This window comes from Niallia sp. FSL M8-0099 (assembly GCF_038006945.1).
GTDB classification, from domain to species: domain Bacteria; phylum Bacillota; class Bacilli; order Bacillales; family Cytobacillaceae; genus Niallia; species Niallia circulans.
The window spans coordinates 1193027-1211907 of the sequence record NZ_JBBOWF010000002.1; the positions used below are offsets into that span (position 1 = coordinate 1193027).

At 36.3% G+C, this 18881-nt stretch carries 18 protein-coding genes and 2 other annotated features; of the genes, 9 read left to right on the top strand and 9 right to left on the bottom strand.

Translation table 11 applies throughout. From position 1 onward, the window contains the following. Positions 1–78: 78 nt before the first annotated feature. A complete protein-coding gene (locus NSQ92_RS20450) occupies positions 79–1077 on the bottom strand; it encodes a tryptophan--tRNA ligase (RefSeq protein WP_341153179.1) in 999 nt (332 codons plus the stop codon). A gap of 86 nt (positions 1078–1163) precedes the next feature. Next, positions 1164–1411: a binding site (T-box leader), on the bottom strand. 167 nt (positions 1412–1578) lie between these two features. Beyond that, positions 1579–1816: a binding site (T-box leader), on the top strand. 56 nt (positions 1817–1872) lie between these two features. Between NSQ92_RS20450 and tyrS the strand changes: the two genes are divergently transcribed. After that, positions 1873–3120 (top strand): tyrosine--tRNA ligase, encoded by a 1248-nt coding sequence (gene tyrS, locus NSQ92_RS20455; protein WP_095322827.1) that lies wholly within the window; start codon positions 1873–1875, stop codon positions 3118–3120. A gap of 45 nt (positions 3121–3165) precedes the next feature. On the opposite strand, the gene NSQ92_RS20460 is transcribed toward tyrS, so the two are convergent. Continuing rightward, positions 3166–4116: an SDR family oxidoreductase gene (locus NSQ92_RS20460; protein ID WP_341133444.1), complete on the bottom strand. Its 951-nt coding sequence runs from the start codon at positions 4114–4116 to the stop codon at positions 3166–3168. Between the two features lie 230 nt (positions 4117–4346). Here NSQ92_RS20460 and NSQ92_RS20465 point away from each other — a divergent pair, with 230 nt between their 5' ends. Continuing rightward, positions 4347–4511, top strand: a complete 165-nt coding sequence (locus tag NSQ92_RS20465) for a hypothetical protein (protein ID WP_162837582.1) — start codon at positions 4347–4349, stop codon at positions 4509–4511. A gap of 42 nt (positions 4512–4553) precedes the next feature. Here the strand turns inward: NSQ92_RS20465 and NSQ92_RS20470 are convergent, their stop codons facing one another. Together NSQ92_RS20470 and NSQ92_RS20475 are read right to left on the bottom strand one after the other, a co-directional pair. Beyond that, positions 4554–5420 (bottom strand): DMT family transporter, encoded by an 867-nt coding sequence (locus NSQ92_RS20470; protein WP_047942669.1) that lies wholly within the window; start codon positions 5418–5420, stop codon positions 4554–4556. 198 nt (positions 5421–5618) lie between these two features. Further along, positions 5619–6062: a C40 family peptidase gene (locus NSQ92_RS20475; RefSeq protein ID WP_341133422.1), complete on the bottom strand. Its 444-nt coding sequence runs from the start codon at positions 6060–6062 to the stop codon at positions 5619–5621. A gap of 238 nt (positions 6063–6300) precedes the next feature. Here NSQ92_RS20475 and NSQ92_RS20480 point away from each other — a divergent pair, with 238 nt between their 5' ends. After that, complete coding sequence (locus tag NSQ92_RS20480; RefSeq protein WP_095258202.1) at positions 6301–7272, top strand: exonuclease domain-containing protein; 972 nt, start codon at positions 6301–6303, stop codon at positions 7270–7272. A gap of 204 nt (positions 7273–7476) precedes the next feature. On the opposite strand, the gene NSQ92_RS20485 is transcribed toward NSQ92_RS20480, so the two are convergent. Then, the gene (locus NSQ92_RS20485; protein ID WP_082810100.1) at positions 7477–7764 is read right to left on the bottom strand and encodes a TMEM164-related integral membrane acyltransferase; all 288 of its coding nucleotides are present in this window, start codon (positions 7762–7764) and stop codon (positions 7477–7479) included. A gap of 683 nt (positions 7765–8447) precedes the next feature. Here NSQ92_RS20485 and NSQ92_RS20490 point away from each other — a divergent pair. After that, positions 8448–8636: an aspartyl-phosphate phosphatase Spo0E family protein gene (locus tag NSQ92_RS20490; protein WP_047942675.1), complete on the top strand. Its 189-nt coding sequence runs from the start codon at positions 8448–8450 to the stop codon at positions 8634–8636. A 39-nt stretch (positions 8637–8675) separates the two neighbouring features. Here the strand turns inward: NSQ92_RS20490 and NSQ92_RS20495 are convergent, their stop codons facing one another. Then, entirely contained in the window at positions 8676–9698 is a 1023-nt protein-coding gene (locus NSQ92_RS20495; protein ID WP_047942677.1) for a homoserine dehydrogenase, read from the bottom strand. Between the two features lie 136 nt (positions 9699–9834). Between NSQ92_RS20495 and NSQ92_RS20500 the strand changes: the two genes are divergently transcribed. After that, positions 9835–10332 (top strand): sigma-70 family RNA polymerase sigma factor, encoded by a 498-nt coding sequence (locus NSQ92_RS20500; protein WP_341133421.1) that lies wholly within the window; start codon positions 9835–9837, stop codon positions 10330–10332. Further along, positions 10325–11467 carry an anti-sigma factor gene (locus NSQ92_RS20505; RefSeq protein ID WP_341133420.1) on the top strand — a complete coding sequence of 381 codons (1143 nt, stop codon included), beginning with the start codon at positions 10325–10327 and terminating at the stop codon, positions 11465–11467. Before NSQ92_RS20500 ends, NSQ92_RS20505 begins: the two co-directional genes overlap by 8 nt. 46 nt (positions 11468–11513) lie before the next feature. Here the strand turns inward: NSQ92_RS20505 and NSQ92_RS20510 are convergent, their stop codons facing one another. Together NSQ92_RS20510 and NSQ92_RS20515 are read right to left on the bottom strand one after the other, a co-directional pair. Next, entirely contained in the window at positions 11514–12929 is a 1416-nt protein-coding gene (locus NSQ92_RS20510) for a SpoVR family protein (protein WP_047942681.1), read from the bottom strand. Between the two features lie 314 nt (positions 12930–13243). Then, on the bottom strand, positions 13244–15244 hold the full coding sequence (locus NSQ92_RS20515) for a penicillin-binding transpeptidase domain-containing protein (RefSeq protein ID WP_047942683.1): 2001 nt from the start codon (positions 15242–15244) through the stop codon (positions 13244–13246). 235 nt (positions 15245–15479) lie between these two features. On the opposite strand from NSQ92_RS20515, the gene NSQ92_RS20520 reads away from it, so the two are divergent. The 3 genes from NSQ92_RS20520 to NSQ92_RS20530 all read left to right on the top strand — a co-directional run bounded on the left by NSQ92_RS20520 (position 15480) and on the right by NSQ92_RS20530 (position 18521). Beyond that, positions 15480–15860, top strand: coding sequence for a thiol-disulfide oxidoreductase DCC family protein (locus tag NSQ92_RS20520; protein ID WP_061800821.1), 381 nt, complete (start codon positions 15480–15482; stop codon positions 15858–15860). Positions 15861–16247: 387 nt separating this feature from the next. Then, positions 16248–17120 carry a helix-turn-helix domain-containing protein gene (locus NSQ92_RS20525; protein ID WP_053215703.1) on the top strand — a complete coding sequence of 291 codons (873 nt, stop codon included), beginning with the start codon at positions 16248–16250 and terminating at the stop codon, positions 17118–17120. Positions 17121–17441: 321 nt separating this feature from the next. After that, positions 17442–18521: a C40 family peptidase gene (locus NSQ92_RS20530; protein ID WP_047942685.1), complete on the top strand. Its 1080-nt coding sequence runs from the start codon at positions 17442–17444 to the stop codon at positions 18519–18521. Positions 18522–18548: 27 nt separating this feature from the next. Here the strand turns inward: NSQ92_RS20530 and NSQ92_RS20535 are convergent, their stop codons facing one another. Further along, complete coding sequence (locus NSQ92_RS20535; RefSeq protein ID WP_341153180.1) at positions 18549–18776, bottom strand: hypothetical protein; 228 nt, start codon at positions 18774–18776, stop codon at positions 18549–18551. Positions 18777–18881 lie beyond the last annotated feature (105 nt).

Sequence of the window (18881 nt, forward strand, 5' to 3'; positions counted from 1 at the left end):
TAAAACTTATTGATACTTTTGTTTGCGACTCTGGCTCTTATACTTGCTCCTCTCCTCACTTTGCTTGCGGCTCTCCACTCAGCGCAGCACGCCGATCTGCTTTCTTACTTCCTGTAAAAATGGCAATGTTCGTGCTCTCGCTTTTTCTGCTCCATTTTGGAGAATGAGATCTATTTTTTCCGGATTTGCCATTAACTCCTGATATTTCTTTCTTGGTTCTTCTAAGAATCGATTCATCACAGCAAATAATTCTTTTTTCACTTCACCCCATCCGATTCCGCTTTCGTACTTTTTGTGCATCTGTGCTATTTCTTCGACACTAGCAAATTCCTTATACAGCGTGAATAGAATAGACGATTCTGTATCTTTCGGCGCTTCTGGCGGAAGCGAGTCTGTTTTGATTTTATTAATCAGCTTTTGTAGCTTTGCCGGTTCTTCAAAAAGCGGAATTGTGTTATGGTAGCTTTTGCTCATTTTTCGACCGTCTAGGCCAGGCAAGATGCTTGTTTCTTCATCTACGATATATTCTGGTAGTACAAATATCTCTCCATATTGGTGATTAAAGCTTTCCGCAATATCGCGGGCAATTTCCACATGTTGTATTTGATCTTTTCCGACTGGTACCATATTTGCTTGAAATGCAAGAATATCAGCTGCCATCAAGATTGGGTACGTAAATAATCCCATATTTACCCCATTATCTACCTCTTTCCCTGCTTGTTTATTGCTATCAACTATTCCTTTATAAGCATGTGCTCGGTTCATCAATCCCTTTGGCGAAAAGCAAGCTAATATCCAATTCAGTTCAAAAATTTCGGGCACATTCGATTGACGATAAAAGATTGTTTTTTCTGGATCCAATCCAAGTGCTAACCATGTTGCTGCTACTCCATATGTTAATGTTCGAAATTCTTCCCGATCGTGAATTTTTGTTAAACCATGATAATCGGCAATAAAATAAGCAGCTTGATAATCGCTATTTTCTGCTAGCTTCAAAGCGGGTTTAATCGCTCCTATATAGTTTCCTAAATGAATCTGCCCTGTTGGCTTAATACCTGTTAAGACAATTTGCTCCATTTGATAATCCTCCCTTTTCTTAAGCGAAACCTCCGTCAACGGGACGATAAGCATCGGATAAAACACAAAAAGGGCTACTCATCCTAAAAAAGGACGAGTAACCCGTGGTGCCACCTTCATTCGTTTATATCCGATAAACGCACTTATCCGTACAGAAACATAGCCGTTTCTTATACTTTGTCTTTTTTAACGGTAAGACGTTTCCGCGCAGCCTACTATTGGTTCAGCCTTGAAGCTCCGAAGCCCATTCAACAATCAATCCGTACTGATTCGCACCAACCATCAGCTCTCTTAAACCTTTCAACTGCCTACTCTTCTTCCTCATCGCTCATTAATATTACATATATAGTAAAATATACTTTTCAAAAGGTCAAGGGATCTAAAATGAAAAATTTTTTAAACACAAAATCAACATAACCTCTTGTATTTGCAAATTTTATCTGTTAGTATCTTTATCAAGTTAGCGCTAACTTCAAATTTTACTAAATATATCTCTTAAATATACATGCTTTGATTGGAATGAGTAGTGCCTATTTCCCTGTTCTTAGAGAGTCAATGGCCGGTGCAAATTGACACAAAAATAGACGCGAATTACCTCCAGGAGCATTCTTTGTGAAAGAATTTGATTCGATTAGCAAAGAACGGATGAGCCGTTACCCATAATGAGTGGAAGAGTATAATTAATTATATTCTTCAATTAGGGTGGTACCACGTGCTTACAAGCAACCACGTCCCTTTTTTTAGGGGCGTGGTTTTTTGTTTATTAATCATTCATTTAACGAAAGGAGAAAAAAGATGAGTCCATTTATTGAACAGTTAACGAGCGACCAAGAAAAAGAAATGAAGAGGCAGCTAGATATCTATCGCCAAGGCGTACAAGACATCATTCCAACAGAAGAACTCGCAGAAAAAATTGCAAAATCCCTTGTGACCAATACGCCGCTAAAAGTAAAGCTTGGTCTTGACCCATCTGCGCCAGATGTTCACCTTGGCCATACTGTTGTACTGAATAAATTGCGCCAATTTCAAGAAAATGGGCATACCATTCAATTGATTATCGGAGATTTCACTGGGAAAATCGGTGATCCAACTGGAAAATCTTCTGCTAGAAAACAACTGACAGATGAAGAAGTGAAGGAGAATGCAAAAACTTATTTTGAGCAATTCGGAAAAGTATTAGACATGGAAAAGGTTGAGCTTCATTACAACTCTAAATGGCTCTCTTCCCTTTCTTTCGAAGATGTTATAGGACTTGCTGGAAAAATAACTGTTGCCCGCTTACTAGAACGAGATGATTTTGAAGAGCGATTAGCATACGGAAAATCAATTTCCTTGCATGAGTTTTTTTATCCATTAATGCAAGGGTATGATTCTGTTATGTTAGAGGCAGATATTGAGCTTGGTGGAACAGATCAGCATTTTAACATTCTCATGGGCCGCCACTACCAAGAGAAGTTTGGAAAAGAAAAGCAGATTGCTATATTAATGCCTCTTTTAGAGGGGTTAGACGGGGTTGAAAAAATGTCTAAGTCAAAGCATAACTACATTGGCATTGATGAGAATCCCAATGAAATGTATGGCAAAGCGATGTCCATCCCTGATCCACTAATGAGCAAATACTTTGAGCTTATTACTGATCTTGAGCCTGCTGAAATCACGCAAATAAAAAAAGAATTGCATACAGGATTTCTTCATCCTCGGGATGCTAAAATGCTGCTTGCAAGAACAATCGTCCGGATGTACCATGGCAAAGAAGCAGCCGAAAAGGCAGAACAGCAATTTATTACAATTTTTCAAAAAGGCTCCTTACCAGAGGATATTCCAACCGTTAAGTGGACTGGAAAAAATCCTGAATCGCTTGTTCAGCTATTAGTAGACTTACATCTATTAACCTCGAAAAGTGAAGCAAGACGGATGATACAAAACGGTGGTATACGCATCAATGGAGAAAAAGTCGAAGAAATGGACCTTGAAGTTTCAATCAATAAGGAATTGATTATTCAAGTAGGGAAAAGAAAGTTTGTAAAACTGTTTAGCGAATAAAATAAAAATGGGCTAGCTGCTAGCCCATTTTTCTATTCTCTCACTTTAGGAGCTTACTACTTCGCCTCCATTTACGTGCAGAACTTGCCCTGTTACAAATCGAGAATCATCAGAAGCTAAATATACAAAGGTCGGTGCTAATTCAAATGGTTGGGCCGCTCTTTGCATTGGATTCTCTGAACCAAAGATAGCTACTTGATCAGAGGAGAAGCTCGCCGGAATTAATGGTGTCCAAATTCGCCCTGGCGCTACTGCATTTACTCGAATGCCGTCTTTGACAACACTTCTGGCAAGAGCACGAGTGAAACCTACATTTGCTGCTTTTGTGGCAACATAGTCAATTAACAGAGGTTCCCCAGCATATGCAACAACGGAAGCAGTGTTAATAATGCTGCTGCCTGGCTTTAAATGTGGAAGAGCTGCTCTTGTCGTATAAAAATGCGAATAAATATTAACCTTAAAAGTATTATCAAATTGTTCATCCGTAATATCTGTTAATCTTGTCTGTTGAAATTGAATGCCGACATGGTTACAAAGGATATCTAATTCTCCGAATACCTTAACTGTTTTCTCCACAATATCTATACACTGTTTTTTCTTGCGCAAGTCTCCTGGTAATAACAGACATTGCTGCCCTAACTCCTCAATTCTTTTTTTCGTACGATTCGCATCCTCATGCTCATCTAAATAGGCTATTGCTACATCTGCCCCTTCCTTTGCAAAGGCAATCGCAACGGCCGCACCAATACCACTATCTCCTCCTGTTATGAGAGCCACTTTCCCTTTCAGCTTTCCACTTCCTATGTAGTGGTCATTTTCAATAATTGGCTTTGGCACCATATAACTTTCAAGTCCTGGCTGACGAAGCTGTCTATTTTCTGGAAAATTAATCGGTATTTCCTCATACTTCGTGATTCTTCCGTAGTTCGGATAAAGCGGATATGGTTCTGTCTGTTTATTGGCAATAAAAAGGTCTTGGACTTCCTTTAATTCCATAAGCTTATCTGATTGATGATTTCTTGTTTCTACTAATTCATAAAATGTTTCTGGCACTTGATACATCGGATCTCTCGGATCATTTACATAAATAGACATACTGATCCCTCCTCATAGTCGTAACATATCCTATGTGGCATTCAGTATTTGGTGCCTAATTATCTTTTTGGGACTAACTCTCTTTTGTTGGAAGTGAATACATTAAAAGAAGAAATGAAGGAGGGGTAAAGATGAGATATGAATTTAACCCGAAGGTAAAATTATTACTGCAAAAGCATTCTAATGAAACTGTGTATATGACCTATATCAACCATAAATGGACAATGCCAAAAATAACGATAAGACCGCCATATTTTAAAAAGCCAGTTTATGAATTACATTTTCCAAAAGTATAAGAAAATCAAAGGAATGGATCTTTTCCATTCCTCTTTTATGGGCTAATTCCCTGATTCACTTACCTTTCGCTTCAAAGCAGCATGAGCTTGTCCCCAGAAGATAAGTAAGATACCAATAATCTGCAGAAAATCAGGACGATATGCTGTTAAGACAATATCCATAAAAATCGCAACTGCTGGATCGATAAATACTAGGATTGCAATTGTCCCAGAAGACAGCTTTGGCAAGCTGCTAAAAAACAAATAATACACAAACCCTGTATGGACGATCCCAGTTAATAAAATATAAAACCAATTTTCGCCCGTTAACTGGCTAAAATAATCCCATTGGACAAGCGGCAATAGCATGAGAACCCCGACTCCTGTTTGGATAATGGTTGTTAATATAGGATTTAATTTTGAAATTTTCTTGCCCATCAAAGTGGTTAATGCATAAAATAAGGCTGCTCCAAATGCCCACGGCAATCCAGCTGACATAAGACTTTCTAAAGACAGATAATCTTGCATTCCCCCAACTAATAATGTTCCGATAAAACATGTAATAACCGTCAGCATTACTTTTAAAGTGATCTTTTCCCGATAAAGAAAACTTCCCAGTAACACAACTAGAACCGGTGCCAAATGATAGATCGAAACGGCAACCGTTACGGACATATGCTCAAAGGAACGAAAGAAGAAGACCCAGTTAACAACGAGAAACACACCACACAGGACACTAAAGCCAATCTCCTTTTTCTCCACCGCTTCTTTTTTCTTATTTGAAAATAAATACACCAAACTTAATACGACACATGCACAAATGCATCGAATAAATACAAGTTCGATTGATGGCAAATTTGTTTTGGCAGAAAAATAGCCAACCGAACCAAATATGGCCATCGATAATGCAAATTTCATTGCTGCACTCATAATACTCCCCCAAATTCTTTCCAGTTGCTCATTTTACTCTTAATGATATAGAAAAATTGGTCTTTTTGGAATATGTTGGGGGTATTTTTTTCAGTTTATTTCGTAAATTCTTTAAATACTAGCAAAGCTGAAAAGCAAACTCTATTAAAATGAATGTAAATCCATTCAGCAAACAGAAAAACCCTTTCTAAGAAAGGGTTAAATTCTTTTTGCACCATAATATTTTGTTTTCCAATAAGAGTTAGATAGCTTGTCCACTTTTACTCCTTTGGAGGAGGAACTATGGATAAACTGATTACTTCCTATGTATATGCCGACATGAGAGGCACCTTTTTTATATGTTTCAAAGAAGATTAAATCCCCTTTTTGCAAGTTTGCTTTCTTAACTTTTTTCCCTTTTTTGTATATGCTTGCGGTTGTTCGTGGCAGTGATTTGCCGACCTTTTTGTAGCTATAACCGACAAAACCGGAGCAGTCAAAACCTTTTGGAGACGTTCCTCCGTATTTATATGGTGTTCCAATGTAATTTTTCGCAACAGTAACAACTGATTTCTTTGAAGCAGCACTTGCCTCAGGTGCAGTAAATATGCCGGAATATAACAAACCAAATGACAGGAATGACATAACAAGAACTTTTTTCATGTAGTGACCTCATTTACCTAAAATATTATTCCCAAGGCTTCCTTCTATCAACAAAATCTATCTTCTCATATTATTCAGATAATTAGGTTACAGCTTGATAGAAATTCGATTACAAATCTATTACAATATTATTTAAGAATAACTTCCCTGTGGTTCCAATATCTTCTTGTTAGCTAATTTCTCTAAAGAAAGGAGCGAACATGATATACTATTAGAAAAAAGAAGGAGCGTATAAACAGTGGATTTTATTGCTATCGATTTTGAAATTGCGAATGCTGATATGGCAAGCGCCTGTTCCATTGGATTAGCATATGTAGAAAATAACGCGATAATAAAAGAACAATATTTTTTAATAAAGCCGCCAAGTCTATCATTTGATCCAAAGTTTGTAGCGGTTCATGGAATAACAGAAAAAGATGTTGAGAATGCAAAGAGTTTTCCAGAAGTATGGGAACTAATAAAAGAAGATATTTCTTCCCATACCATCATCGCTCATAATGCCCAGTTTGATATGAGTGTTCTTTATGCCTGTCTAGAAAAATATCAATTGGCAAAACCAGACTTTTCCTATATTTGCAGTATTCCTATTAGCAATCGGGCAACAAGAGGCGCAAAAATTGGGCAATCATTGAAGGATCGGACATCTTATTTTGGTATTTCTATGCAAGAACATCATCATGCAGGTTCCGATGCGCGAGCATGTGCAGAGCTAGTAATCGCTTGTATTCACTCGAGAAAGAAGAATTCGTTAAGTCATTACTGTGCTTCCTATCCAACTCTTCCTATAAAACAATTTTCTGAATTAAAACCACAAAATACTTTTGGAAGAGCAACTAATTTTTCCAACAGAAAACCATTCAAGAAATTTGCTTCCGTTTCCATATCGGAAATAACACCAACAACGGATTCCTTTGATGTGGATCACCCGCTATATGAAAAAAATCTTGTATTTACTGGAGATCTGCGTACACTAGAACGGAAAGATGCGATGCAGCAAGTGGTTAATGTTGGAGGCATTATTAAAAGTGGTGTCAGCAGCAAAACCGATTATTTGGTGGTCGGTGACCAAGACCAAAAGCTTGTGGGATCTGAAGGCATTAGTTCTAAAGAAAAAAAAGCGTATGATTTACAAGCAAAAGGAAAACCCATAGAAATTATTAATGAACAGCAATTTCTAGCACTATTAAAAAAAGAACGAGTCAATCATTAATCAAATAGAAAGTCTGTTTCTTCCCCACTAAGAAGCAGTCTTTTTTATTATCCTTGCTTTCCCTTTTCCATCGAAAGGAAATAAACAAAACAGAAAATAAAAAAAGGCGACTGTCCCAAGATCAAGTATGTTATATGAACTAAATAATCAATCATATAATTACCGTCTGTATAAGTATTAATAATCCACGCAAGCACTGCACTGCTATTTAGGACAAAACGAACCCTTTTTAGTCGGTTTATATTGGTGGACAAGCACAAAATAAAGACAAGTCCATATAATAAGAATGTGCGTAACAAAAAAGTGAAAATAGCGGAAATGGGGATAACCTATAAATAACTCTGGTGTGAAAATAGCCATCAATGCGCCAATCATGCCGAAAAAATAGACAACTTGAAAAACAAACTCCCATTTTGTAATTAGAAGCAGCAAACAAAGCACTAAGCTAATAGAACACAGATGGAACGGCAGTATAAAGAAGCATCCCATCATCCATCCTTATACATCCAATAATCATACATCACCTCTAAACCAAGTAACAATACAAAGAAAGTAGACTAAAAAAATGATCATTTGGATGTTATTCCGAAAAAAAGCAAGTAAAATTCCCCCTATTATAAGAATACCTATCATGATGAGAAGAGAAACAGAAAATAATTCAAAGGGGAAATCATCATAAAGATGGCCGTACCATCCCTTCCTTACCACCATTCTCCTTTCTGATATTTTCCGAAAAAAAACTTTTTCCAAATTATTTTTAAAAACTATGTATAAAAGTTTAATAGTTTGGGAATATTATAGACAAATACTACTGAAAAGAAAAAACCATTTTTGAAGGAGAGGATTATGATGAAACTACAAACAAATACTGCAATGACCGATTTTATTGACAAAGATAAATTCGAATTAGAATCCTACCTTGAATATTTATTTAATCTTGCTTCGGAAAAATAATCTGAAGGATACGATGATTTTTCATCATTAAAAAATCATCGTATCCTCCAGACTCCCTTTTAGGTGAAATGATTAGATATCGCTTTTCTTCTCGCAAAAAAGGAAAATTATTCAACAAGTCATTCTCCTACATTTTTGTAAATTTAATAGAAAAAGTACTTATTTTTTCCAATTTAATTTGGTAAAATAATAAAGCAATCTATAAAATATAGGAGCTTTAAATGATAATGGTACTTTCTCGAATGAATATAGAAAACGTTTGTGAACTTATGGACACAATCGATTCTTTAAAAATACAATTGCTTAAATATGGGATTGAAAAAGGATTAGATGATCCCAATACCATTCAAATAAGTGAACTGCTAGATACATATATTGTCATGTATCAGAAAAAACTGGCTCAAAAATAGACAAATATACATAGTCCTCCTGCAAATCCTCTTCTACATTTATTCCTGCCGAATAAGATTAATCATATCTTTCATCGCTGCTGCTGCTGCGCCTCTCGGATGTGACGCACCGCCAACACAGCAAATGGCTCCCATTTCTTCCGTTTCAAACAAGATTCCTTTATTTGTTCCCTTTACATGGATTAACGGATTTTCAGGAGGAATCATTTCAGGTTTTACTTGTAAGATAAACTTATCTCGTTGCTTTTTCGCTGTTGCAATTAACTTCCACTCACAGCTATTTATTTTGGCACGCTGTATATCTGCTTTGGTAATCTTGTCGATGCCATCGATATCCACATCTTCTAAAGTTAGATTCGTATGAAGTAAACCATTTGCTAACAGCAATATTTTGCATGCACTATCCAACCCTTTAATATCTAACTCAGGATTTTTTTCCGCAATTCCATTTTCCTGTGCTAACTGTAATGCTTTTTCAAAAGTCAGGTTCCCCTCTGACATACTTGTCAGGATGAAATTGGATGTTCCATTTAGAATCCCTTTTATCGATTGAATGGTACTGCCTGCCAAACTAAATTCACCGATATCTAATGTAGGCAGCGCTGCTGCCGTAGCTCCACTATACTTAATATGACATCCTTTCCCTTTGGCAATGGCCAGTAATTCTGGCAAGCAATGAACAAGCGCCCCCTTACTGACAGATACAATATCCATATTTGCCTCGAGCGCTTTTTTTATGTAAGAAAGGGCTGGTTCGCCTGTTTCTATATTCGTAGGAGTACACTCTACAAGAATATCTCCTTTAATGGCTGGAGATTCAAGCACTAAATCTTTCATACTAGCATATTGCGAAATCCCAATCGAACCTGTTGGGAGCTGATGCAGTATAGATAAATCCAATCCTTCCGATTCATAGACCATCCCTACAGATCCAACTACTCCAGTTACCATCAATTCTGTATGATATTGTTTTAGGAACAGTTCTTTTTTCCGATACAATAATTCGATAAATTCCTTCCCGACTGTGCCATATCCCGTAACGATTATCCTTTTTTGTTTCATTGTTTCAACTATTCCTTTCTTTTATTCTTGCTATAGACTTCTTTTTTTTCTGTTATATTCCCTTTATTTTGGATTAAATATTTTTCACTGTAACTTTTCATCTCATTAAACGTGTTATAAGTGATAGGGGGCGAAGATGAAGGATTCAATTGATTCTATTTATCAAACTTATTTTAATGATATTTATTATTTTCTCCTTTCACTCTGCCATAATCATCATTCTGCAGAAGACTTAGTTCAAGAGACATTTTTCAGAGCACATCTCTATCTGGAAACTTTCCAAGGAAAAAATGTGAAGGCCTGGCTTTTCACGGTGGCGTATCACGTTTTTATCGATCAGTTTCGAAAAAATAAGCGACTAGTAGTCAAAGAGAATGATTTCTTTCAAGAAAAGATGGATAACGCGCAAAGAACAGAGGAGACAGTCTTATTAAAAGAAGAAATTCAAAGAGTGATAAACATGCTAAAAGTATTGCCTGAAAAACAAAGGATGGCCGTATTACTAGCAGACTTCCAAGAACTTACAACAGAGGAAGGTGCCATGGTAATGAACGTTAGTCCAACCTACTTTAAAGTTTTACTCTTCCGAGGGAGACAAACAATAAGACAGAGGGGGAAACAAATTCGTGAGTGAAGAGTACAAAAAAAGGTTAGAAGCATATAAAAATGGGGAACTTTCAAAAGAGGAAGCAGCAGAAATAGAGAAAGATTTAGAAAAGATGGAGCAATATTTTCAAGTTTTTGAGGAAGCAGAAATGAGCAATCATCATCAAGCCGCACCACTCCTGATTGATTCAAAAAAACAAAGAAGAATAGTAAGAAGAGGAAAGTGGATGGCCCGATTTCAAACAGCACTCACTGCATTAGGACTAATCATTCTTTTCACCATTCTTTCTTCCATTTTCACTGCTGTTTATTACGCTTGGGGCACCCCTGATAGAACAGATGTATACCGAAACATTATTGATTTAACCCTTACTGTAACAGATCCCTATGGGCAGTACAGTGGAACAAGTGCAGCTACAAAGCCTTACTTTGGACTGGAAACAACAACAGATATTGAAAAAAAAGTCGGGGATGAAATCTATAAAACGGGGGAGTATAAAACAAAATTTTTCTTTTCACTCATGGGAATGCCTGAAAAGAAAACACAGGGAGTCATCTCCCAACAACAAGCCTCCTTTTCCTTTTTACCAAAAGAGTCATCCCCATCGGAATGGAAGCGACTAGAAAAAGTAAAGAATGGCACTGTAGCGTCTGTTTATTTGTCCTTCTCTGAATTATTATCAACAAATAAAGTGTTTGATTATTTAAAAGATAGAAATATAGAAATTATCTGGTTTGCTGTTGATACAGGGGTAGAGAATAGAGACGAATTTGGTATAGATCCAATTGGCTTTCCTAATAACCCTATTTGGCATGATGATGATATGATCACAGATTCAACCAAAAAAGAAGGAAACTTTTGGTTTTCCATTGAATCTAGCTCCTCTAGTTCGCCAGAGTATACAGTAGGAGATGCGGAGATTCTGCATAAACAGTTTCTAAAAACACTTACATTTCTAGAACCGTATGAAAAAAAGGCGGAGAATTTTTATTTTGGTCATTTAGAATTAAATAAACGAATTGCTTATATGAAAAAAAATGGTATTAATCATTATGGGGTTGTTATTACTGGTCCTACAGAAGAAATACTCAAGTTAAAAAAAGAAAGCTGGATAAAGGAAATTAGTATAGATGATATAGCTTTTTGGAATTGGGATGAATAAAAGAAGAACCCACAGGACTCAATAAAGCTCTGTGGGTCTATTTCTCCTATAAATACTTCCGATGCAGCGCTTTTCCATCATAGCTATAAAGAAGCGGTTTATCTTCTACTACCGTCTCCATATGCACGCCTCTTCCCCATAATTGATGAATATACGGAAGAACCTTTTCTAAATATTTCAAGTCTAATTCAATTCCCTCGAAGCCATGCTTTAAGTACAGCTCTCCATTTTTATTATAATCACCATCATTGACTGTAATATATGGGAAACCCCCATTAACGCGCATGCTCACTAATTGATCCCGGACTTGTTCCCATGCCTTGTCGACAATTTTATAATCTCTTCCTTGCTTTTGGAACAAATACATATCTTCTCTCATGACAAGATCTTTGGTTAAATAGTTTCTCAGAAAAGAAATATCTGATTCTATTTCCCGAACTTCAAACATTTTTTCTCGCCCTGATCCTGGTTTAACACCTCTTTGCTTCATTTCTTCTGTTGGATTATTATAGCGTTCCTCGATATCTTCAAATATCTTTAAACCTAGATAATAGGGGTTAATGCCCGTTTTAGACGGCTGTACTACACCAGCATTCAGCTTTGCAAATTCAATGGCTTCCGCACTTGTTAAATCTAATTCTCGAACAATCCGCTGATGCCAATAGGATGCCCAGCCCTCATTCATGATCTTTGTTTCTAACTGTGGCCAGAAATAAAGCATTTCTTCGCGCATCATGGTTAAAATATCCCTTTGCCAGTCGCTAAGCTCTCGACTGAAGTTTTCAATAAAAAGTAGTAAATCCTTCTCTGGCTGGGGCGGGAATTTCTTGGCTACTTTTTTCTTCGGCTTCTTTGGTTTATTTCGGTCGTCCAATCCCCATAATTCATCATAAGGTGTACTTGTTGGTTCCTCTTCCTCCACAAATTCTACATCGTCCATGGACCAAGCTAATTTAGGTCTCATCAAGCTTGGGTCAATATGTTCATCAATGGCTAATACCGCATCCAAAAACGTTTCCACTTCCTGCTTCCCGTATTTGATTTCATATTGACGAATTCGATCAGCAGTTGCGGCCATACTTTCAACCATTTCTCGTTTGGTATTTTGAAATCGAACATTATTTTTAAAGAAATCACAGTGTGCCAAAACATGGGCAACGATAAGCTTATTATTTATTAAGGAGTTACTATCAAGCAAAAAAGCATAACAAGGATTTGAGTTAATGACTAATTCATATATTTTGGATAGGCCTAAATCATAATGTAATTTCATTTTATGAAATTGCTTTCCGAAGCTCCAATGGGAAAATCGAGTAGGCATTCCGTAAGCACCGAATGTATAAATGATATCCGCAGGACAAATTTCATATCTCATTGGATAAAAGTCTAGTCCAAATCCAGTAGCAATCTCGGTGATTTCTGCAATGGCATATTCCAATTCCTTTTGTTCTACCTCATTCATTCCGCTCTCTCCTTTCACCGTTTAAACTAATGTATGAAAAAAAAAACGGAATCATGAGTAAATTGAATAGAAATTGAATTGGATAGATCTTTTATTTATTGCTTGTGTAGGTGTTGGCGAAATGATTTTGGAGTAAGTATGATGCTGTTTTTGTTGGACTAGCTGGATATTGGCTTTCATCACGGGTATGAACGCATTTTTTCTGTCACTCCTTCTACTTTTTAGCTTTCATCCCACCTGTTGCCCCTCCCTAATCCTTCCGGTCTACTTTTATGAAAAAAAAGGAGCATTCCCACAGAACACTCCTTTTCTCTTTATTCTATTATCTCTTTTACCTTTTTCACAACGTATCCAGAGCTGCCTTTATCTTGTACGCTTTCCATCATCATTGCAATCAAGAGGTTCTTATTGCCTTTATCATAGGTAACATACCAGCCGTTTTCTGTTCCCTTTTCGCCTTGCTTTTCTTTTAATTCAGCTGTACCTGTTTTTCCTGCGAATGTTTTCCCGCTTATTTTTCCGGCACGTGCTGTACCGTGAGGACTTTCAATAACCTGTTGTAAGTCATCAGAAATGGTGTTGGCTACTGATTCGTCCATGATTTTTTCTTTCCAAACCTTACTCTTCTCTTCACTATCTAATAATACAGGTGTTATTAGATTTCCACCGTTAACAAATGGTGTGTATGCTGTCGCAAGATGAATCACACTCATTTCCACATGCCCTTGGCCATATCCTGAGTCTGCTAAAAGCTGCTCTGTATCTAATTTGCCATAGGTGGATGTTTCAATTGGGTAAGCATAAGTAAACGGTTCTTCAAACCCGAATTTTTTTAGTTCTGCTGCAAACTTATCTTTACCTAAATCAAGTGCTGTCTGCGCAAAGTAAATATTATCACTATATATCAAAGCATCCGCCAGATTTACAGGCTCTGAGCTTGTATGCACTCTTGTGACATAATAACCGCCCCAAGATTTATCCTTCTGCCACTTCTTAGTGGTAATCTTTCTTTCCTGTTCAGGAGTAATGACGCCCTCTGTTAATGCAGCAGCTGCTACAAGCGGCTTCATAACAGAACCAGGAGCATATTTATTTTTAAAGCGATTGGTAAAAGGATCTAGCTTATTATTATCATATGCTTCCTTCTCAGACGTTGTCAGGCCAACAATCATCTTGTTTGGATCAAATGCGGGACTGCTGACTAACGCAAGTGTTTCCCCTGTTTGCGGATTAATAGCTGTAGCTGCACCTGCTTCGCCATCCATTTTTTCATATATTTCCTTTTGCAAGTCTGCATCGATTGTTAACTTTACATTTTCACCATTCTTCACATCTTTTTTCGCTAAAGTAACTGTACTGCCGTCGGCTTTTTTAATAGAAATTTCTTCGCCATTCGTGCCTTTCAATCGTTCCTCCAGCACTTGCTCTAAGCCTCTTTTTCCAATTACATCTGTGCTTGAATAACCCTTCCCTTTATTCTCCTCCAGCTCTTCTGCTGTGATGCTGCCAATGTAGCCAATTAAATGGGCAGCACTTTCGCCAAATGGATAAATTCTTCCTTTGGTATCTTGCTTCTGCACACCAGGTAATGCAAAGAGTTTATCTAAATAAGCACGATCTCCTGTGGCAACTTTCTTTATTGGAACAAAAAAGCTCGGTTGGACCCAATCTGCTTGGATCGCTTTCTCTATTGTTTCTTTTTTAATATCCAAAAGCTTTGCTAGATTACTTATGACAGCATCTGGATTGTCTCCCATTTGTTCTGGAACCAGCCCAACTTCATAAATAACTCCATTCATGGCCATCGGATTCTCATTTTTATCCACAATACTACCGCGTTCTGCTGGAATCGTGTTGACCGAAATTTTATCATCAGGACCTAACTCAGAAAATATATAAGTAGTATCCCAATTTATATACCAATTCTCGTCTTTGTCTCGCTCTTCTTTTACAAGCGTGGCCTGATTATCAAAACTGATTTCTCCTGCCATACTGTTCATTTTAACCGAAAATGGAATTTCTGCTTTCTCTACTTTATCAAATTTTTCGTCGTCTGAAGGTTTCTTATATGTTATCTCTAAATCTTTAATACTTAAGTCTTTGTAAATTTTTTCATATCTAGAAACAAATTCTTCTTCCGAAACATTTTTCTTTGCTTCTGTTGATAAGAAAGCATACATTTCTTTGAATTTTTCGTCATTCCACAGTTTTATATATTGTGATAGCCGTTCATCTGGGGTAGGATCATTCTTATTGCACCCTGTTACCACTGCTATCAATACAAATATCAGTAAAAGCATCCATCTCTTTTTCATTCCTATCTCCCCTTCTAATCTACTACTACTAGCGTACCATTTTTTCATAAAAACGGAAAAAGAATTACATACAAAATGGTCATTTTTTTATTTTTTCTTTCCTGCATCCTGTATATTATTACCTTTCTGACAAAATAATAACTTTATTACGAAGACCAATTGAAAAAATTACAGATCGTTTTTAACATACTTTTGCTTCACCATTTGCTAAAATACAGACTAAGGGGGGATATAGATGATTGTGTTATTTGATGGGGTTTGTAATTTATGCAACAAAAGTGTGCAATTTATTATTAAAAGAGATCCACATAACCAATTTTTCTTTGCTTCCTTACAGAGCGAAACTGGAAGAAATCTATTGAATAAATATCATTTATCTGAGGTTGATAGTGTTATCCTTTTAAAAGAAGATAGATACTATTTAGAATCGGATGCCGCTTTAGAAATTTGCAGCCATCTTACAGGTGGATGGAAGCTTCTAGCTATTTTAAAAGTAATCCCGCCTTTCATCAGAGACCCTCTTTATCGAATTATTGCTAGAAATCGTTATAAATGGTTTGGCAAACAGGATTCCTGTATGCTTCCAACAGAAGAAATGAAGAAGCGCTTTTTATAGTTCCCTCACATTCTTGCCTTTTCGAATAAAAAAGACCGCTTTCTCATCAGAAAACGGCAGAAAATTGGAGATAAAAGGACTACTCGTAAAACAGATATTGGGGTTTAATAGAAATCTCAAAATTTCTATTAAAAATGCTCAATTAAGTTTTATTATGCGAATAATTAGAAGGCGTAGGTGGGCACTTCTAAAAATAGCAAAAATATTCTTAATATATTGCAGTAAAAACAATTAAATCATATTATTAAGATAGATGAATTCTTGATTTCAAAGTAAATTTCGGCATTTTAAGGCATTTAGCACTGTTTTTTTGCAAAAATCTTCAAAAATATAACTTTAGGAATATCATAAAAAAAAGGTGAGCTTTTCTATGTAGGAGTGAAGCGATTGAATTTTTCAGCGGTTGGGGAAAAAATCAAGGAATTACGAAAGCAAATGGGACTATCACAAAAGGAACTTTCTCACAATATTTGTACACAAGCGCAAATAAGCAAGATTGAAAAAGGAGAAGTACTTCCATTGTCTTCTACTCTTTATCTTATTTCTAGGCGATTGGGAGTAGACGTAAATTACTTCTTCGATATTGGTACGACCCCCAGACTAGATTATGTGGAAGAAACTTTTCGGCAATTAAAAGCAGCTAGAAGGAATACTGATTATCATACAATAAAACAAATTGTAAAAGCAGAAGAAAAAAATCCTTTATTTACGCACCATAAAAAAAACTATCAATTGCTGCTTTGGCATAAGGCAATTTATGTATTTGAAATCGACCGTGATTTTAATCGAGCAGTAAAGCTTATTAATGAAGCAATTGAACTTACCTTTGACACTGTCTTCACAGAAAGAGAAATAGAAATCTTTATTAGTAAAGGAATCTTTCACTATGAAGAAGGATTTATTGATGATTCCTTGACCATTTATGAACAAGCATTTAAAGCGATCAACCAGCTTCCCTATTTAAAGGATGATACGATTAAAAGCAGATTATATTTTAATATCGCGAAATCCTTAACAGATCAATCCATGTTTGATGCATCCATTACTTATTGTAAGGAAGGGATTGATTGGGCGATACAACAGGATAACCTTTATTTGCTGGCTCACTTTCACTATCATATCGGATATAACTATGAATTACAAAAGAATTTTGACCTAGCTATTCCTTATATGCAAGATGCACTAATGATTTTCCAATTAGTAAAAGATCATCGATATACGGATTATATCGAAGGAAAAATCCGTAGCTGGCAAACATAATATATGTATTATATAAAGATGTCCTCCAACTATTCTCCCCTACGAATCGTGAAATAGTTGGGGGCATCTTTTTTCTTAAGCGGGGATAACGATCATTTTCCATCGCCTCTATGCTATCCGCATATATACCTAGTTAGTTATTCCCTGTTTATACAATCAGTTTCATCTCCAGCAACTAATGTCCTAATGATAAAATTCTATGAAAAATTACCTATTTTCGTAAAACGTTATCAATTTTATTAAAATAAAAGGTCAATAGTCTGATAGGTTATGGTAAGATAGATATACTATAGTTTAATCATTAGGAGTGAGTGATAAAAAATGAAGAAGAAAGTCACAGTATTGGCAACTACGGCTATTCTGTCAACCACTTTCGCAGCGAATGCCTCTGCTAGTACTTATGTAGTGAAAAAAGGGGATACTTTAGGACAGATTGCGAAGAAATTCAATACGACTGTTAATGACATAAAGTCGCAAAATAATCTTTCCTCAGACCTTATTTTAATCAATCAAGAATTATCTATTGGCGATGATTCAAAATCTAGCAGCAATACAACTAACGCTAGTAAAACTTCTACGAAGACAAGCTCAAGTGCCAAGACATATAAAGTTGTTTCAGGAGATTCCCTTATTAAAATAGCAAATCAGCATTCTATTTCTTTAGGAGAGTTACAGCAATGGAACAATCTATCCTCTTCGCTTATCTATCCTGGTGATATTTTATATGTTTCCAAACCTGGAAATGCTAATTCCAACCCGTCTAGTAACTCTGGAAGTAACAGCAATACAGCTGTAAAGGAAACTACAACTGCTTCTACAGGAACTTATACGATTAAAAGCGGAGATACTTTAAGTAAAATTGCTTCTACGTATAAAATGTCTGTAAGCCAACTAAAGCAATTAAATAATCTAAATTCTGATTTGATTTTCCCAGGACAAAAATTGAAGGTTACTGCTTCTGAAAAGATAACTAACACTGGAAATACTAATCCCTCTTCTAATAAACCGACTCTTATTTCTAATGGAAACAATGGACAATCCTATGCTTCCAAAGTCGTTTCGGTCTCTAAAAGTCTAGTTGGCATTCCATATGTTTGGGCAGGCTCAACTACTGCAGGGTTTGATTGCAGCGGATTTGTTTACTATGTGTTAAATCAAAGCGGTAAATCAATTGGACGTTATTCTGCTGAAGGCTACTATGACCGCAGCTATTATATAGATGTTCCAGCTGTTGGAGATATTGTCTATTTTAAAAATACCTACAAACAAGGTATCTCTCATTTAGGTATTTATATTGGCAACAATGAATTTATTCACGCTGACTCAAGCGGCGTTCGTGTTACAAGTTTAGATAACTCATACTATAAAGAGCATTTTGATAGTTTTAAACGTTTATATTAACAGATAATAATAGAAAGGGCTGTCTATTTAGCGGGCAGTCTTTTTTGTATGCTTTGGGGTTGGCTGATATATCCCTACTTTGGCTGATATACCCACTACTTTGGCTGATTTACTCCTTGTTTTGGCTGATATCCCCACTACTTTGGCTGATTTACTCCTTGTTTTGGCTGATATCCCCACTACTTTGGCTGATTTACTCCTCGTTTTAGCTGATATCTCCACTACTTTGGCTGATATACCCTTACCATGGCACAAATATTCCTCCATTTTGCTAATATATCTTCCAATCTCGCACCATTCAGCGCCGAGCTTTTACCAAACTGCGTATATTTTTTCCTACTTTCATTGTCTATTCTCTTC

What these genes read in the sequence shown, in the direction of transcription:
- NSQ92_RS20485 (WP_082810100.1), bottom strand. Translation starts at nt 7,764, where the DNA reads ATGATGGGATGCTTCTTTATACTGCCGTTCCATCTGTGTTCTATTAGC.
- NSQ92_RS20530 (WP_047942685.1), top strand. Translation starts at nt 17,442, where the DNA reads ATGAAGAAGAAAGTCACAGTATTGGCAACTACGGCTATTCTGTCAACC.
- NSQ92_RS20515 (WP_047942683.1), bottom strand. Translation starts at nt 15,244, where the DNA reads ATGAAAAAGAGATGGATGCTTTTACTGATATTTGTATTGATAGCAGTG.
- NSQ92_RS20490 (WP_047942675.1), top strand. Translation starts at nt 8,448, where the DNA reads ATGATAATGGTACTTTCTCGAATGAATATAGAAAACGTTTGTGAACTT.
- NSQ92_RS20520 (WP_061800821.1), top strand. Translation starts at nt 15,480, where the DNA reads ATGATTGTGTTATTTGATGGGGTTTGTAATTTATGCAACAAAAGTGTG.
- NSQ92_RS20510 (WP_047942681.1), bottom strand. Translation starts at nt 12,929, where the DNA reads ATGAATGAGGTAGAACAAAAGGAATTGGAATATGCCATTGCAGAAATC.
- NSQ92_RS20465 (WP_162837582.1), top strand. Translation starts at nt 4,347, where the DNA reads ATGAGATATGAATTTAACCCGAAGGTAAAATTATTACTGCAAAAGCAT.
- NSQ92_RS20450 (WP_341153179.1), bottom strand. Translation starts at nt 1,077, where the DNA reads ATGGAGCAAATTGTCTTAACAGGTATTAAGCCAACAGGGCAGATTCAT.
- NSQ92_RS20470 (WP_047942669.1), bottom strand. Translation starts at nt 5,420, where the DNA reads ATGAGTGCAGCAATGAAATTTGCATTATCGATGGCCATATTTGGTTCG.
- NSQ92_RS20460 (WP_341133444.1), bottom strand. Translation starts at nt 4,116, where the DNA reads ATGGAATTAAAGGAAGTCCAAGACCTTTTTATTGCCAATAAACAGACA.
- tyrS (WP_095322827.1), top strand. Translation starts at nt 1,873, where the DNA reads ATGAGTCCATTTATTGAACAGTTAACGAGCGACCAAGAAAAAGAAATG.
- NSQ92_RS20500 (WP_341133421.1), top strand. Translation starts at nt 9,835, where the DNA reads ATGAAGGATTCAATTGATTCTATTTATCAAACTTATTTTAATGATATT.
- NSQ92_RS20475 (WP_341133422.1), bottom strand. Translation starts at nt 6,062, where the DNA reads ATGAAAAAAGTTCTTGTTATGTCATTCCTGTCATTTGGTTTGTTATAT.
- NSQ92_RS20495 (WP_047942677.1), bottom strand. Translation starts at nt 9,698, where the DNA reads ATGAAACAAAAAAGGATAATCGTTACGGGATATGGCACAGTCGGGAAG.